General features: G+C 63.1%; 13 protein-coding genes. 4 read left to right on the top strand and 9 right to left on the bottom strand.

The genetic code is table 11. From position 1 onward, the window contains the following. Positions 1-57: 57 nt before the first annotated feature. On the bottom strand, positions 58-522 hold the full coding sequence (locus tag PG883_RS05130; RefSeq protein ID WP_039039661.1) for a thioesterase family protein: 465 nt from the start codon (positions 520-522) through the stop codon (positions 58-60). Positions 523-653: 131 nt separating this feature from the next. On the opposite strand from PG883_RS05130, the gene recQ reads away from it, so the two are divergent. Further along, positions 654-2,489 carry an ATP-dependent DNA helicase RecQ gene (gene recQ, locus PG883_RS05125; RefSeq protein ID WP_109111938.1) on the top strand — a complete coding sequence of 612 codons (1,836 nt, stop codon included), beginning with the start codon at positions 654-656 and terminating at the stop codon, positions 2,487-2,489. A gap of 99 nt (positions 2,490-2,588) precedes the next feature. Here recQ and PG883_RS05120 read toward each other — a convergent pair whose 3' ends face one another. Then, positions 2,589-2,891, bottom strand: coding sequence for a c-type cytochrome (locus PG883_RS05120; protein ID WP_053288005.1), 303 nt, complete (start codon positions 2,889-2,891; stop codon positions 2,589-2,591). A 104-nt stretch (positions 2,892-2,995) separates the two neighbouring features. On the opposite strand from PG883_RS05120, the gene PG883_RS05115 reads away from it, so the two are divergent. The 3 genes from PG883_RS05115 (at position 2,996) to PG883_RS05105 (ending at position 5,540) form a co-directional block, all read left to right on the top strand. Next, positions 2,996-4,423, top strand: a complete 1,428-nt coding sequence (locus tag PG883_RS05115; RefSeq protein ID WP_053288006.1) for a protein adenylyltransferase SelO — start codon at positions 2,996-2,998, stop codon at positions 4,421-4,423. 10 nt (positions 4,424-4,433) lie between these two features. Then, on the top strand, positions 4,434-4,721 hold the full coding sequence (locus PG883_RS05110) for a DUF3630 family protein (protein ID WP_041214245.1): 288 nt from the start codon (positions 4,434-4,436) through the stop codon (positions 4,719-4,721). 144 nt (positions 4,722-4,865) lie between these two features. Next, entirely contained in the window at positions 4,866-5,540 is a 675-nt protein-coding gene (locus PG883_RS05105; protein ID WP_171864742.1) for a 7-cyano-7-deazaguanine/7-aminomethyl-7-deazaguanine transporter, read from the top strand. Positions 5,541-5,811: 271 nt separating this feature from the next. Here PG883_RS05105 and rraA read toward each other — a convergent pair whose 3' ends face one another. From rraA to PG883_RS05070, 7 genes are all read right to left on the bottom strand, one after another. Continuing rightward, a complete protein-coding gene (gene rraA / locus PG883_RS05100) occupies positions 5,812-6,297 on the bottom strand; it encodes a ribonuclease E activity regulator RraA (RefSeq protein WP_010676045.1) in 486 nt (161 codons plus the stop codon). 154 nt (positions 6,298-6,451) lie between these two features. After that, positions 6,452-7,876 carry a magnesium transporter gene (gene mgtE / locus PG883_RS05095; protein ID WP_045522860.1) on the bottom strand — a complete coding sequence of 475 codons (1,425 nt, stop codon included), beginning with the start codon at positions 7,874-7,876 and terminating at the stop codon, positions 6,452-6,454. 132 nt (positions 7,877-8,008) lie between these two features. Continuing rightward, positions 8,009-9,415, bottom strand: a complete 1,407-nt coding sequence (cysG, locus tag PG883_RS05090) for a siroheme synthase CysG (protein WP_049636065.1) — start codon at positions 9,413-9,415, stop codon at positions 8,009-8,011. A 12-nt stretch (positions 9,416-9,427) separates the two neighbouring features. Continuing rightward, positions 9,428-10,240, bottom strand: a complete 813-nt coding sequence (gene nirC / locus PG883_RS05085) for a nitrite transporter NirC (RefSeq protein ID WP_049636064.1) — start codon at positions 10,238-10,240, stop codon at positions 9,428-9,430. Between the two features lie 136 nt (positions 10,241-10,376). Next, on the bottom strand, positions 10,377-10,694 hold the full coding sequence (gene nirD, locus PG883_RS05080; RefSeq protein WP_029314869.1) for a nitrite reductase small subunit NirD: 318 nt from the start codon (positions 10,692-10,694) through the stop codon (positions 10,377-10,379). A gap of 100 nt (positions 10,695-10,794) precedes the next feature. Continuing rightward, positions 10,795-13,341 (bottom strand): nitrite reductase large subunit NirB, encoded by a 2,547-nt coding sequence (gene nirB / locus PG883_RS05075; RefSeq protein WP_042864761.1) that lies wholly within the window; start codon positions 13,339-13,341, stop codon positions 10,795-10,797. 296 nt (positions 13,342-13,637) lie between these two features. Then, positions 13,638-14,726 carry an ABC transporter permease gene (locus tag PG883_RS05070; RefSeq protein WP_102948952.1) on the bottom strand — a complete coding sequence of 363 codons (1,089 nt, stop codon included), beginning with the start codon at positions 14,724-14,726 and terminating at the stop codon, positions 13,638-13,640.

The following is a 14,726-nucleotide window of genomic DNA, read 5'->3' as shown; positions in this document are numbered from 1 at the left end:
AAGAATTCTAATGATTAAAATCAGCTTAGAAGCGCACTTTTTATGTAATAAAAACCATTAGCCGACGAGGTAGGTGCCCGTGCCGAAGGCGATGTGAGTGCCCTCTTCGTTGTGCAGCTCCATGCGGGCGACTGCGACCTTGCTGCCTGCCCGGATGATGTGGGCGGTGGCGATGAACTCGTTGCCGCGACCGGGACGAAGATAGTCCACCCGCAGATCGATGGTGCCAAGTCGCGAGAAGCGCTCCTTGAGATAGCTGGGGGAGAAGTCCTCCAACTCGTCGATGCAGGAGGCGGCGACTATCATGCCGCCCGCCACATCGAGCAGGCTGGCGGTGACCCCGCCGTGCAGTATGTTGTGGAAAGGGTTGCCGATGAGCTTCTGTTCCATCTTGATGCGCAGCTCCACCTTGTCGAAGTCGTAGTGGGTGACTTGCATGCCGATCAGCTTGTTGAAGGGCATTTTTTCGGCGAACAGGTTGGCTATGCCACTGAGCGCCATCTTCTTGAGCATCTGTTTCATTCCTTGAGTCCGCCCTGTCATCAAAGCCGAGTAAAAACTCCAGCCAGTCTGCAACACTTCCTTAACACTCGCAATGGCAGGTTTATTGTGGGCGGCGGCTGCTTTAGAATGGCGACCCCAAAGGAGAGCCCATGACCGTCATTGCCGAAACCCTGCCTGACCCTCAGCCAGAGAATCCCCTTGCCCTGTTGCAGGCGGTGTTTGGCTATCAGCAGTTTCGGCCGGGCCAGCTCGAGATCATCGAGCAGATAGTGGCGGGGCGCGATGCCCTGGTGCTCAAGCCCACCGGCGGCGGCAAGTCGCTTTGCTACCAGATCCCGGCGCTGCTGCGACCCGGGCTCGGGGTGGTGGTCTCCCCCCTCATCTCGCTGATGAAGGATCAGGTCGACACCCTGCGTGCCAACGGCGTGGCGGCGGTCTACATCAACTCGGCCCTGAGCCGGGAGGAGATGATCCAGAACTTTGCCGCCATGCGCCGAGGCGAGATCAAGCTGGTTTATGTTTCCCCCGAGCGTTTGCTGCAGCACGAGTTCATGGACCGGTTGGCGGAGTTGCCCCTCGGCCTGTTCGCCATCGACGAGGCGCACTGCGTCTCCCAGTGGGGGCACGATTTTCGGCCGGAATACGCGGCGCTGGGACGGCTCAAGCAGTGGTTCCCCCAGGTGCCGGTGGTAGCGCTCACCGCCACCGCCGACGAGGCGACCCGCAGCGACATGCTGCACCGGCTGGAACTGAACGATCCCTTCATCCACACCGCCAGCTTCGATCGGCCCAATATCCGCTACAGCCTGGTGGAGAAGTTCAAGGCAGCGGAGCAGCTGCTGCGCTACGTGCAGAGCCAGAAGGGCAACTGCGGCATCGTCTACTGCTCCAGCCGCAATCGGGTGGAGGAGGTGGCCGAGCGGCTCTCCCGTCACGGCTGCAAGGCGGCACCCTATCATGCCGGTCTGCCGCTGGAGCTGCGTCAGCAGACCCAGGAGGCCTTCCTCAAGGATGACATCGAGATCGTGGTGGCGACGGTGGCGTTTGGCATGGGCATCGACAAGCCCAACGTGCGCTTCGTGGTGCACTACGACATCCCGAAGAACATCGAATCCTACTATCAGGAAACCGGCCGTGCCGGGCGTGACGGCACTCCGGCCGAGGCGCTGCTGCTCTACGATCCCGCCGACATCGGGCGGGTGCGCCGGCTGCTCGACAACATCGAAAACCCCCAGCAGCTGCAGGTGGAGCAGTACAAGCTCAACGTGATGGCGGCCTTTGCCGAGGCGCAGACCTGCCGCCGTCAGGTGCTGCTCAACTACTTCGGCGAGTACAACGACAAGCCGTGCGGCAACTGCGACATCTGCCTCGATCCACCCCAGAGTTATGACGGCACCGAAGATGCCCAGAAGGCGCTCTCCTGTGTCTGGCGGGTGGGACAGAATTTCGGGGTGGGTTATGTGGTGGAGGTGCTGCGCGGGTCGCTGAACCAGCGCATCAAGGATCACGGTCACGACAAGCTCTCGACCTACGGCATCGGCAAGGATCAGAGCCACGAATACTGGATGAGCGTCATCCGCCAGCTGATCCACAAGGGATTGCTGACCCAGAACATCACCCGCAATCTGGTGTTGCAGTTGACCGAAGCGGCCCGCCCCGTGCTGCGCGGCGAGGTGAAGCTGGAATTGGCGGTACCCCGCCTGCAGCCCATCTCCAGCCGCAAGGAGAAGCGCAACGGCCTGCTCGACAACGCCAATTATGACAAGCGGCTGTTCAAGGAGCTGCGCGCCCTGCGCAAGCAGATCGCCGAGGATGAAGAGGTGCCGCCCTACGTGGTGTTCAACGATGCGACTCTGGTGGAGATGGCGCAGCTCATGCCGATGACCGAGGAGGAAATGCTAGCGGTCAACGGTGTCGGTCACCGCAAGCTGGAGCGCTTCGGTGAGGCATTTATGGACCTGATCATCGACTACTGCCGCCGGTAGGGTCGGCCCTGGTAGACCTTGTCATCGACCGCAGCAGGCCCAGGCCGGTAGGCTGGCACAACAAACAGTGGAAAGGCGCCCGTTGGTCGGCGCCATGCATTATTTGAGGTTGGCGTAATAGGCCGCCAGATTCTCCATGTCCGCCTCGGTCAGCATCGCCATGAAGGGAACCATCAGTGGCTCGGTACGGGAACCCTCCTTGAACGCCTTCATCTGCTTGAGCAAATAGGCCTGGTTCTGGCCCGCGAGGTGGGGGTAGGTCGGGACGCTCGCCTTGCCATCCGCGCCATGACAGGCGGCACAGACCACGGATTTGGCCTTGCCTTCGTCTATGTCGGCCGCCTTGGCCTGATGGCCCCAGGCAAGCGCCAGCAGGGGCAGGGTATAGACCCACTTTTGCATCGTCTTCTCCTTGAAATGAATAATCGTGATCGCCTGTTAGCCTCGACGAGCCGACGGCGGTATAAAGAGTGACACGAGCATACGCAGGGACAACCCTCATCACCATGAAGTTGATCAACACTTTTGCCACCGAACTCCCCTGGGCTTGCGAGCCCGTTGCCCCGCAGCCGCTGCATGGCCCCAGATTGCTGCATCTGAACCGTGCGCTGCTTGGGGAGCTGGGGCTCGGGGAGGTGAGCGAGGCGCAGTGGCTCGCCTGTTGCGGCCAGGGGCAGCCCCTGCCGGGCATGCAGCCGGTGGCTCAGGTCTATGCGGGCCACCAGTTCGGCGGCTACAGCCCGCGTCTCGGGGATGGCCGCGCCCTGCTGCTGGGGGAGCAGCTGGCGCCGGATGGGTGCCGTTGGGACCTGCACCTCAAAGGGGCGGGCAAGACGCCATTCTCCCGCTTCGGCGACGGCCGTGCCGTGCTGCGATCCAGCATTCGCGAGTACCTGGCTTCCGAGGCGCTGCATGCCCTCGGCATTCCCACCACCCGGGCTCTGGTGCTGCTGGGCAGTGACGAGCCTGTCTACCGGGAGCTGGTGGAGAGCGGGGCGACCGTGCTGCGCACCGCGCCGAGCCATCTGCGCTTCGGTCACTTCGAGTATTTCGCCTGGAGCGGGCAGGGGGAGAAGATCCCCGCCCTCATCGACTATGCGCGGCGTTACCACTTCCCCGAGCTGGCCGATGGCGCCGAGCTGTTTGCCGAAGTAGTGCGCCGCACCGCGCGGCTCATCGCCAAGTGGCAGGCGGCGGGGTTCTGTCACGGGGTGATGAACACCGACAACATGTCCCTGCTCGGGTTGACCTTGGATTACGGCCCCTATGGTTTCATCGATGCCTATGTGCCGGACTTCGTCTGCAACCACTCGGATCCGGACGGCCGCTATGCGCTGGATCAGCAGCCTGCGGTCGGATACTGGAACCTGCAGAAGCTGGCGCAGGCGCTGGCCGGCCATGTGGATGGCGACGCGCTCGCGTCGGCCCTGGCCCAGTACGAGCACCAGCTGATGTTGCACTACTCCGAGCTGATGCGCGCCAAGCTGGGGCTGGCGGTGTGGGAAGACGACGATCCGGCGCTGTTCCGCGAGTTGTTCCGGCTGCTGGCGGCGCACAAGGTGGATTACCACCTCTTCCTGCGACGGCTGGGGGAATTGACCGCTCAGGGTGACTGGCCCGCCCGCCTGCTGGCCTTGCTGCCCGATCCTGCCGTCTGGCAGGGGTGGCTTGAGGCCTATCGGGCACGCCTCGCCCGGGAAGGGAGCGAGGATGGCGTGCGTAAGGGGCAGATGGATGCGGTCAATCCCAAGTATGTGCTGCGCAACGCCCTGGCCCAGCAGGTGATAGAGGCGGCTGAACGGGGCGACATGGCGCCGTTCGAGCGGCTGTTTGTGGCCCTGCAGCACCCCTATGATGACCAACCCGAATACGAGGATCTCGCCACCCCGCATCCGGGCTGGTATTGCGGGGGCGAGCTCTCGTGCAGCAGTTGAGGAGCCGCAGATGAACTGGCGTATCACGCAGATAGACAGGGAAGCCGGGGTGGTGATGCTGACCTGCCCGGGCCTTGACTGGGACAGCTTCCCGACTCTGGCAGAGGCCCTGTTGCAGGAGTGGGAGCTGGCGGCACTCGAGCGGGAGTGGGGGGCGGATCGCCACAGCTGGCTGCTGGAGTTTGAAGGCAGCTGCTTTCGGCTCGAGTACGAACATTACAGCGGCTGCTGGCTGGCGGCGGTGCAGCCGGACGACGCGGAGGCGCTGCTCTGGCTGGCTCGGCAGTCCCGGGAGTGAGCTTGGCGTGCGATGCGAGTCAATCCCTTGAGATAACCGCATAAAGATTGAACTATCAATTTTGGGGCGTATAATCTCGCCCCTTGATTATCGCCATGGTGGCGATATGGGTTCCCTAACCCCATTAACCAAAAAGGTCACAATATGAACCTGACTCCGGCTCAGTACCAGACGGCACTGATGCGTCTCTCGTTGTTCCACATCCTGATCATTGCCAGCAGCAACTACCTGGTGCAGCTGCCGATCACCATCTTTGGCTTCCACACCACCTGGGGTGCCTTCAGCTTCCCGTTCATTTTCCTGGCCACCGATCTGACGGTGCGGATTTTCGGCGCAGGCCTGGCGCGCAAGATCATCCAGACCGTGATGCTGCCGGCATTGACCGTATCCTACGTGCTCTCGGTACTCTTCTTCGAAGGGAGCTTCCAGGGGGTGGGCAATCTGGCAGAGTTCAATCTCTTTGTTGCCCGGATCGCGTTAGCCAGCTTTATGGCCTATCTGGTGGGCCAGCTCATGGATGTGGTGGTGTTCAACCGCCTGCGCCTGCTGAAAGCCTGGTGGGTGGCACCGGCGGCCTCCACCCTGTTCGGCAATCTGGTGGATACCATCGCCTTCTTCAGCATCGCCTTCTGGCGCAGCACGGATCCCTTCATGGCCGAGCACTGGGTCGAGATCGCGACCGTGGATTACGTATTCAAGTTGCTGATAAGTCTGGGGTTGTTTGTGCCGCTCTACGGTGTGCTGCTGCGCTATCTCAGCCGCAAGCTGGTGGGGGAGGCCGGATTGGCTGGCCTGCAAGCTGCTACGCGACAAGCCTGATGAGATTGACCACCCCCATGGGTGGTCAATTTTTTTGCGATCTTCGCAAATAAGGCTTGCACAGTTAAATGAGAATGATTATTGTTACCTTGTTTTCCGGGAAAGACTTCATTTGTTCCAACGTGATGGACTTCTTGTGAAGGCACGACATTGCTCACATTGCTTCCAGTTAAGGGGCCAGTAGTTTACTGGCCCTCTTTTTTTGCGTCTTTTCCGCCATCAGCGGGCATAAAAAATGGGAGCCAGGGCTCCCATTTTCACTCAGCGCTATTTACTCGATGTCGAGGGCATCGGGGGAGAGGATCACCCCTGTGGTATCGGCATAGAGGTGGTCATCCGGCAGGAAGGTAACGCCGCCGAAGTTGACAGGCAGATCGGTTTCCCCGATATCCTTGCTGTCGGCGCCCACCGGAATGGCCGCCAGGGCCTGAATGCCGATGTCGAGATCTTCCAGGATATCGACCTCACGGACGCAACCGTAGCAGACGATCCCTTCCCACTCATTTTCCGCCGCCGTGGTGGCGATCTCGCTGTCGATCAGGGCACGTCGCATGGAGCCACCGCCGTCGATCAACAGCACGCGACCAACGCCGTTCTCCTTGACCAGTTCACGGATAAGACCGTTCGATTCGAAGCACTTGACCGTGGTGATGACGCCGCCGAAAGAGGCGCGGCCGCCGAAGGAGCAGAGCATGGGTTCGAGTACATCCACCATGTCCTGATAGATGTCGCACAGTTCTGAAGTGTTGTATTCCATTGTGTCAGATCCACCGCTGGAAACAGGTGGATCCAGTATAAGGAGTGGGGTTGGCATTTCAACGACTATTCCTTGCCCAGTGGCGGGAAATGCCGTTTTTGCGCGAAAGCTGCCCCGCGTCATGGCAGGAGCCGCAGGCGGTCAGCCTCGGGCTCTAGAGCAGGAACAGGGTCGCCAGCCCCAGGAAGATGAAGAAGCCGCCGGTGTCGGTGATGGCGGTGATCATCACGCTGGCCCCCACCGCCGGGTCGCGTCCCAGCCGGCTCATGGTCATGGGGATGATGACCCCCATCAGCGCCGCCACCAGCAGGTTGAGGATCATGGCGAGCGTCATCACGCCCCCCAGCGCCGCATCCTGATAGAGCAGGAAGGTGGCGATGCCCATGATGCCGCCCCACACCAGGCCGTTGATCAGGGCCACCCCCAGCTCGCGCCACAGCAGGAAGGAGACGTTGCCTGTCTGGATGTGCTGCAGCGCCAGCGCCCGCACTATCATGGTGATGGTCTGGTTGCCGGTGTTGCCGCCGATCCCGGCGACGATGGGCATCAGGGCCGCCAGTGCCACCAGCTGGGAGATGGTGTGCTCGAACAGGCCGATCACCCGCGATGCCACGAAGGCGGTGCAGAGGTTGATGGCAAGCCAGGCCCAGCGGGTCTTGACCGCCTTGGAGACGGGGGCGAACACGTCTTCTTCCTCGCTGATCCCCCCCATCCGGCGCAGGTCGGTGTCGCTCTCCTCATAGACCAGGTCCACCACCTCGGCGACGGTGAGCCGTCCCATCAGCTTGCCCCTGGCATCCACCACGGCGGCGGAGACCAGGTCGTCCCGCTCGAAGGTGCGGGCGGCGGCCTCGTCGTTGTCTTCCGGATCGAAGGTGACCGGATCCTTCTCCATCGCGTCGCTCACCAGGGTTTCGGGCTTGTGCAGCAGCACGGCGGTGAGGGGCAGCTCCCCCTGCAGCCGGTTGCGCCGATCGGTGACGAACAGCTTGTCGGTGTTCTCGGGGATCTGGCCGCGTAGGCGCAGATAGCGCTGGACGGTGGCCAGGGTCACATCGGGCCGCACCGTGATGAGCTCGAAGTCCATCATGGCGCCGACCGTGTGCTTGCCGTAGCGGATCACCTCCCGCACCTTGTCCCTGTCCACCGGCGCCATGGAGGTGAGCAGCCGCCCCATCAGGTTGCGGGGCAGGTGCTGGCCCAGGTAGATCTGGTCGTCGATGTCGAGGGTGCTCAGGGCGTGCAGCAGCTCCTTGTCGCTCATGCCGCTGATGAGGCTGTCCCACACCGTCTCCGACGCTTCCACCAGGATCTGGCCGTGCTTGTCTGCATCCACCTGCTGCCACAGCACGTGGCGCTCGTCCGGCGGCAGGGACTCCAGCGCATCGGCGATATCGGCGGCGGGCAGGCTGTTGACCAGCCGGGTCAGCTCGCTGGTCTGGTCCCGAAGCTCTGCGTCCTGCTCCCCTTGCGGGTCGAGCAGGCTCTCGGTGAGGGCGTCATCGGCCAGCAGCAGCGTGAGGATGCGGGCTCTGTCGTGTTCACGCTGTTTGGCGCTGTTCTTGGGGGGGAGGGACATGAAGCAGAATTCCTGAATTCGGTGATCCGGCGGACAGTCCCCATAGGATACCAGACTCAAAACAAGAGGTTATGACAGTAAATGCAGAAAAAGAAACGCCACCCGAGGGTGGCGTTGGAATAGATGCAGCGATCAGGCCGAGGCCAGGGCCGCGTCGGCGGCGCCTCCTTGCCCGAACCAGGCAAGCTGGTCCGCCAGGGTCACAACAGATCCCACCATGATGAGGGCCGGGCTCTCGACGCCCACCGCCAGCGCGGGCAACTGATCGAGGGTACCGCGAATGACCCGCTGGCTTGGCTGGGTGCCACGCTCAATCAGCGCCACCGGGGTGTCGCCCCCCTTGCCGTGGGTCAGCAACTGTTCGCGGATGGTGGCGCAGGAGGAGAGTCCCATATAGAACACCAGCGTCTGTTTGTCCTTGGCCAGCAGCGGCCAGTCGAGATCCCGGGCGCCCCCCTTGCCGTGGGCGGTGACGAAACGGACGCTCTGGGCGTGATCGCGGTGGGTCAGCGGAATACCGGCGTAGGCCGCGCAGCCGCTGGCCGCCGTGATTCCCGGCACCACCTGAAAACCGATGCCAGTGCCGACCAGCGTCTCCAGCTCCTCGCCGCCACGGCCGAAGATGAAGGGGTCGCCCCCCTTCAGCCGCACTATCCGTTGCCCCTTCTTTGCCTCCTCCAGCAAGAGCTGGTTGATCCCCTCCTGCGGCACGCAGTGGTTTCCCGCCTGCTTGCCGACGAAGATGCGCTTGGCATCGCGGCGCACCAGCGCCATCACCTCGTCGGAGACCAGTCGGTCATAGACCACCACGTCCGCCTGCTGCATCTGGCGCAGGGCGTGCAGGGTGAGCAGGCCCGGATCGCCGGGGCCGGCTCCCACCAGCACCACTTCGCCAGCGCTCTGGCTCTCGTCGGCAAACAGGCTGTCGGCCAGCTGATTGGCAGAGGCACTATCACCGCGGGCCAGCGCCTGACCGAGCCGGTCGGCTCCGAGCAGCCGCTCCCAGAAGCGACGCCGCTCGCCCATGGAGGCGAAGCGGGCCTTGACCCGATCCCGCAAGCTGCCGGCGAAGGTCGCCACGGCCCCCAGATGTTGCGGCAGCAGGGCCTCGAGTTTTTCCCGCAGCAAGCGGGCCAGCACCGGCGCCTTGCCACCGGAGGAGATGGCCACCATCAGGGGCGAGCGATCGATGATCGACGGCATGATGAAGCTGGAGCGTTTCGGGTCATCCACCACGTTGGCAAAGATCCGCGCCATATTGGCGCTCTGGTAGACCAGGGCATTCACCTCGCGCCGATCGGTGGCGGCTACCACCAGCCACTTGCCCGCCAGTTGTTCCGATGCAAATTCACCGGCGAGCCACTCGATGCTGCCGTTGGCAGCCAGCTCCGTCAGCTCGGGGTCGAGCTCGGGCGCGACCACGGTGAGGTGGGCACCGGCATCCAGCAGCAGGCGCGCCTTGCGCTGTGCTACCTCGCCGCCGCCGACCAGCAGCACGGGTTTGTTGTCGAGTCGGCAAAAGATGGGCAAGTAGTCCATGGGGCCTCCTGATCAGGCGGTTTGGGTCTGGCTGGCAGTGGTGGTGGCGTCGCTCACCGCGACCGGGCGCTCAGCCTTGGGGGTGGCATACCAGTAGCCGAGGCCCATGAAGAGGGCACCGGAGACGGTGTTGCCCAGGGTCACCCACAGCAGGTTGTGGCCGATGCCGCTCAGGGTGTAGGCCTCCGAGTGGGCGCCAAACCAGGAGAGGGCGAACAGGGTCATGTTGGCGACCGAGTGCTCGTAGCCGGAGGCGATGAAGGCGAGCAGGCACCACCAGATGGCGATGAACTTGGCGGCACCCTCGGTGCGCAGCGCCATCCAGATGGCGAGGCAGACCAGCCAGTTGCAGAGGATCCCCTTCATAAACAGGGTCAGCGCCGGTGCCTGGGTCTTGGCCAGCGCCACCTTGTGGGCCAGACTGCCCGCGTCCGGCAGCAGGCTGCCGCCGTAGGAGTAGATCAGCGCCACCAGGATGGAGCCAATCAGGTTGCCCGCCCAGGTCTGCGGCAGGATACGCAGCAGGTCGGCCATGGTGATTTTGCCGGTCTTCACCCCGAAGGTGAGGAACATGGTGTGGCCGGTAAACAGCTCGGAGCCGGCGATGACAACTAAGGTCAGGGCGATGCCGAAGGTGGCCCCCATCACCAGCGGCCGGATGGCGGGATCCACCAGATTGCCGAGGGTGAAGATGAGGATGATGCCAAGGCCCACATAGGCCCCCGCCATGGCGGAGCTGAGCCAGAAGCCGAGCTTGTCGCTGCGCTCGAAGCGGTTGATGCGGGCCGCGTTGGCGGCGCACTTGTTGATGGTTTCGGTATACATCTTTGTTTCCTTCAAGAGGGCCGCCCGCGGGCAGCCCTGACTGTTTTTTAACCCCCTCCCTGCCTCCCCCTTGTCAAGGGGGAGGGGCTTTTTGCTCCCTCCCCTGTGAAGGGGAGGGCCGGGGTGGGGTCTGGTGTTAGACGGCGACCCAGACCTGCTGGTCGCGCACTTCAACGGGGTAGCTCTGCACCGACATCTCAGGGTTGTCGAAACAGTGGCCGTCGCTCAGGCGAAAGCGCTGCTTCTTGAGCGGGCTGGCCACCCAGAGCTCGCCGTCGTGTTCGCAAATCAGGCCCCGCGACAGCACGTTGGCGGCGAAGAAGGGATCCCGGTTGTCGATGGCGAACACCTCGGCCGCCGCGCTCGGGCGGAACAGAGCGATCTGACGACCCTCGATCAGAGCGCAGACGCCGGTGCCCGGCAGGATGTCGTTGAGTTGGCAGGCAAGTTTCATCGCTTAATCTCCACCTCAAGTTGGATGGACTGGCTATCGAGCTGGGCGCAAACGTCCATGCAGCCCGACAGGATGTTGTTGAGTTGGCAGGCAAATTTCATCATTTGGTTTCCACCTCGATCTGGTAGACGGGGATGCGCTCGGCCGGGGTCGCCGGTCGATGCTGGTCGCGTTCGCTGACGAACTGAACGTCCGGATCGCGCTTGTCGCTGTTGATGAAGTGGCTGAAACGCTTGAGCGCTTCCTCTTCGTTGAGGGTGCGCGACCATTCGCACTCGTAGCTGTCGATGAGGGTCTGGATATCGCGTTCCAGCGTCTCGGCCAGTCCCAGCTTGTCATCGACGATCACCTCGCGCAGGTAGTCGACGCCCCCTTCCAGGTTGCCGAGCCAGACCGAGGTGCGCTGCAGTTTGTCGGCGCTGGTGACGTAGAACATCATGAAACGGTCGATCAGCTTGATGAGGGTCTCTCGGTCGAGGTCAGACGCCAGCAGGTCGGCGTGGCGCGGCTTCATGCCGCCGTTGCCACCCACATAGAGGTTCCAGCCCGCGTCGGTGGCGATGATGCCGACATCCTTGCCCTGGGCCTCCGCACACTCGCGGGTGCAGCCGGAGACGCCGAACTTCATCTTGTGGGGGGTGCGAATGCCCTTGTAGCGGTTCTCGAGGAAGACCCCGAGGCCGACGCTGTCCTGTACGCCGAAGCGGCACCAGGTGCTGCCGACGCAGGTCTTGGCCATGCGCAGCGCCTTGGCGTAGGCCTGACCGGTCTCGAATCCGGCCGCCAGCAGCTTGCGCCAGATGGCGGGCAGATCATCCTTCTGGGCTCCGAACAGACCGATGCGCTGGGCGCCGGTGATCTTGGTGTAGAGCTTGTAGTCGCGGGCCACTTCGGCCACTGCCAGCAGCCCTTCCGGGGTCACTTCGCCGCCGGCCATGCGCGGGATGACGGAGTAGCTGCCGTCTTTTTGCATGTTGCCGAGGAAGATGTCGTTGGTGTCCTGCAACGGGATGTTGCGCGGGCTCAGCACATGCTCGTTCCAGCAGGAGGCGAGGATGGAGCCGACGGTCGGTTTGCACACCTCGCAGCCATAGCCCTGACCGTGCTTGGCCAGCAGCTCGTCGAAGCTCTTGATCCCCTCCACCTTGACCAGATGGAACAGCTCTTGACGGGAGTGGGGGAAGTGGGCGCAGAGGTGGTTGTTGACCTCGATGCCCTGCTTCACCAGTTCGGCGTTGAGCACCTGACTGATGAGCGGCACGCAGCCGCCGCAGCCGGTACCGGCCTTGGTGTGCTGCTTGATGGCGGCCAGCGTGGTGTGACCTTCGGCCACCGCCTTGGCGATGTCGCCCTTGGAGACGTCGAAGCAGGAGCAGATCTGGGCGCTCTCCGGCAGGGCATCCACCCCCAGCGTCGGCTTGGCACCTGCGTAGGCAGGCAGGATCAGGGTGTCCGGGTGGCTCGGCAGCGGCAGGGCATTGAGCATCATCTGCAGCAGGTTGCCGTAATCTTCCACGTCACCCACCAGCACGGCGCCGAGCAATCGGCTGTTGTCCTCGCTCACCACGATCTTCTTGTAGACGCCGGCCTGATCGTCCTGGAACACATAGCTGTGGCTGCCCGGGGTGCGGCCGTGAGCATCGCCGATGGAGCCGACGGAGACGCCGAGCAGCTTGAGCTTGGCGCTCATGTCTGCCCCCTCAAAACGGCTGTCGCCGCCGAGCAGGTGGTCGACGGTGATCTGGGCCATCTTGTAGCCCGGTGCCACCAGCCCGAAGAAGCGGCCCTGCCAGGCGGCGCACTCGCCGATGGCATAGATGTCGGGGTCTGAGGTGAGGCAGTGATCGTCGATGACGATGCCGCCGCGCTCGGCGATGGCGAGATCACCGTAACGGCCGAGGGTATCTTGCGGGCGAATGCCGGTGGAGAAGACCACCACGTCCACTTCCAGCTGGCTGCCATCGGCAAAGGCGAGGCGGTGTTTCGCCTGCTCACCGCCATGCATCAGGATCTCGCTGGTGCTCTTGCTGGTGTGTACCTGCACGCCCATGGATTCAATCTTGCGGCGCAGCAGCTGGCCGCCCTGACCGTCGAGCTGCTCGGCCATCAGCACAGGGGCAAATTCCACCACGTGGGTTTCGAGACCCAGCGCCTTGAGGGCGCCGGCGGCTTCGAGGCCAAGCAGGCCGCCCCCGATCACCACCCCGCTCTTGCCGCTCTTGGCGGCGCTGCGGATGGCTTTCAGATCCTCGATGGTGCGATAGACGAAGCACTCGTGGTGCTGGCTGCCCGCAATGGGCGGCACCCAGGGGTAGGAGCCGGTGGCCAGCACCAGCTTGTCGTACCCGACCACAGTGCCCTTGTTGGAGTGCACTTCGCGGTTGGCCCTGTCGATTTTTTTCACCGCTTCGCCGAGCAGCAGGCGGATGCCGTGCTTGTCGTAGAAGCCGGGTTTGACGAGGGAGAGATCTTCGCTGGTGTGATGGGAGAAGTAGGAGGAGAGATGGACGCGATCGTAGGCGGGACGGGGTTCTGCACCGAAGACGGTGATCTCGTAGCGGCCCGGATCGGCCCGCTCGATCAGCTCTTCAATGAAGCGGTGCCCCACCATGCCGTTGCCCACAACGACCAGTCTGACTTTGCTCATAGTTGCCTCAAGTTTGGAGTAATAAAACATCATTCTGGGGCTAGGCTACCCAGTCGGCAGGGGTGGGCGATTGATGCAAATCAAGTGTCTATTTATATATCTCCTCAGGGGTAATTCGAGAAAATTCAACACTATACAAAAATAGGTATACCAGTTAATGATTTCTGGGCTGGCTCGGGGTGAGGGATGGTGGAGGGAAAGCTCGGTTTACCAACTGCCGGGGAGTGAAAACTTATGTCGGAAAAAGGCCGGTCTCGCACTGGGCGAGACCGGCATCAGCTGAACAAGGTGGCGCGTCAGGCGATATGGCGGCGGAACATGGCGAGCGCCAGCGACAGGGTGACGCCGGCGATGGCGAGCAGCGGCCAGAGCAGGGGCCAGGCGGCCGACCAGTCGAACCCCTTGAGGAAGACCCCCTTGAGCAGCACGATGAAGTGGGTGAGGGGGTCGATGGCCGCCAGCCACTGGAACACCTGGGGCATGTTCTCCACCGGCGAGATGTAGCCCGAGAGGATCACCGCCGGGACGGTGAAGGAGAAGACCCCGAGAAAGGCCTGCTGCTGGGTCGAGCAGAACGACGAGATGAAGAGCCCGATCCCGGCCAGTGCCAGCCCGTAGCAGACCATGCCCGCCATCAGCAGGCTGAGGCTGCCGGCAAAGGGGAGGTGAAAGACAAAACGGGCGGCCAGCGCGACTATGCACCCTTGCCCCACCGCCACCATGATGCCGGGCACCGCCTTGCCCGCCATGATCCAGCCTGCGGTGAGGGGAGAGACCAGCAGCTGATCGAAGGTGCCTTCTTCCCGCTCCCGCGCGACCGAGAGGGCGGTGACAATCAGGCAGCCGGTGGTGGTGATGATGGCCACCAGCGCCGGCAGGATATGCCAGTGGAATTCGACGTTGGGGTTGTAGAGGTTGCGGACTGCCAGCTCGGGTTGCCCCTTGCCCTCACTTTGCCAGCGGGCGATCACCTGACTGATGTAGCCAGCCGCCACCTGACCGCCGTTGGAGCGGCGGCCATCGATAATCAGCTGCACCCTGGCCGGTTCGCCCCGCGCCAGCCGACGCGAGAAATCCCCCGGAATAATCAGCCCGAGCAGTGCCTGCTGCCCGGTGATGGCCTCGGTCATGCCCGCCTCGCCCTGCACCGGGATGATGGTGGTAAAGGCGGGCATATGGGTGAGGCGCTCCAGCAGCTCGCGGCTCTGGGCCCCGCCATCCTGGTTGTAGATGGCCAGCGTGTTGCCGGTCACCTCCAGAGTGGCGGCGAACGGGAAGAGGGCGGTTTGCAGCAGCACCGGCATGATGAGCAGAAAGCGCCCCTGGGTATTGCCCATCAGGGCCTGCAGCTCTTTTCGGATCAGCCACCAGAGTCGGATCAGCAT

The sequence above is a fragment of the Aeromonas sp. QDB25 genome (assembly GCF_027707725.1).
In the GTDB taxonomy this organism is placed as follows: Bacteria; Pseudomonadota; Gammaproteobacteria; order Enterobacterales; family Aeromonadaceae; genus Aeromonas; species Aeromonas caviae.
This window is presented reverse-complemented; position numbering and strand designations above follow the sequence as displayed.

What these genes read in the sequence shown, in the direction of transcription:
- recQ (WP_109111938.1), top strand. Translation starts at nt 654, where the DNA reads ATGACCGTCATTGCCGAAACCCTGCCTGACCCTCAGCCAGAGAATCCC.
- rraA (WP_010676045.1), bottom strand. Translation starts at nt 6,297, where the DNA reads ATGGAATACAACACTTCAGAACTGTGCGACATCTATCAGGACATGGTG.
- PG883_RS05130 (WP_039039661.1), bottom strand. Translation starts at nt 522, where the DNA reads ATGAAACAGATGCTCAAGAAGATGGCGCTCAGTGGCATAGCCAACCTG.
- mgtE (WP_045522860.1), bottom strand. Translation starts at nt 7,876, where the DNA reads ATGTCCCTCCCCCCCAAGAACAGCGCCAAACAGCGTGAACACGACAGA.
- cysG (WP_049636065.1), bottom strand. Translation starts at nt 9,415, where the DNA reads ATGGACTACTTGCCCATCTTTTGCCGACTCGACAACAAACCCGTGCTG.
- PG883_RS05115 (WP_053288006.1), top strand. Translation starts at nt 2,996, where the DNA reads ATGAAGTTGATCAACACTTTTGCCACCGAACTCCCCTGGGCTTGCGAG.
- nirC (WP_049636064.1), bottom strand. Translation starts at nt 10,240, where the DNA reads ATGTATACCGAAACCATCAACAAGTGCGCCGCCAACGCGGCCCGCATC.
- nirB (WP_042864761.1), bottom strand. Translation starts at nt 13,341, where the DNA reads ATGAGCAAAGTCAGACTGGTCGTTGTGGGCAACGGCATGGTGGGGCAC.
- PG883_RS05105 (WP_171864742.1), top strand. Translation starts at nt 4,866, where the DNA reads ATGAACCTGACTCCGGCTCAGTACCAGACGGCACTGATGCGTCTCTCG.
- PG883_RS05110 (WP_041214245.1), top strand. Translation starts at nt 4,434, where the DNA reads ATGAACTGGCGTATCACGCAGATAGACAGGGAAGCCGGGGTGGTGATG.
- nirD (WP_029314869.1), bottom strand. Translation starts at nt 10,694, where the DNA reads ATGAAACTTGCCTGCCAACTCAACGACATCCTGCCGGGCACCGGCGTC.
- PG883_RS05120 (WP_053288005.1), bottom strand. Translation starts at nt 2,891, where the DNA reads ATGCAAAAGTGGGTCTATACCCTGCCCCTGCTGGCGCTTGCCTGGGGC.
- PG883_RS05070 (WP_102948952.1), bottom strand. Translation starts at nt 14,726, where the DNA reads ATGCTGATCCGACTCTGGTGGCTGATCCGAAAAGAGCTGCAGGCCCTG.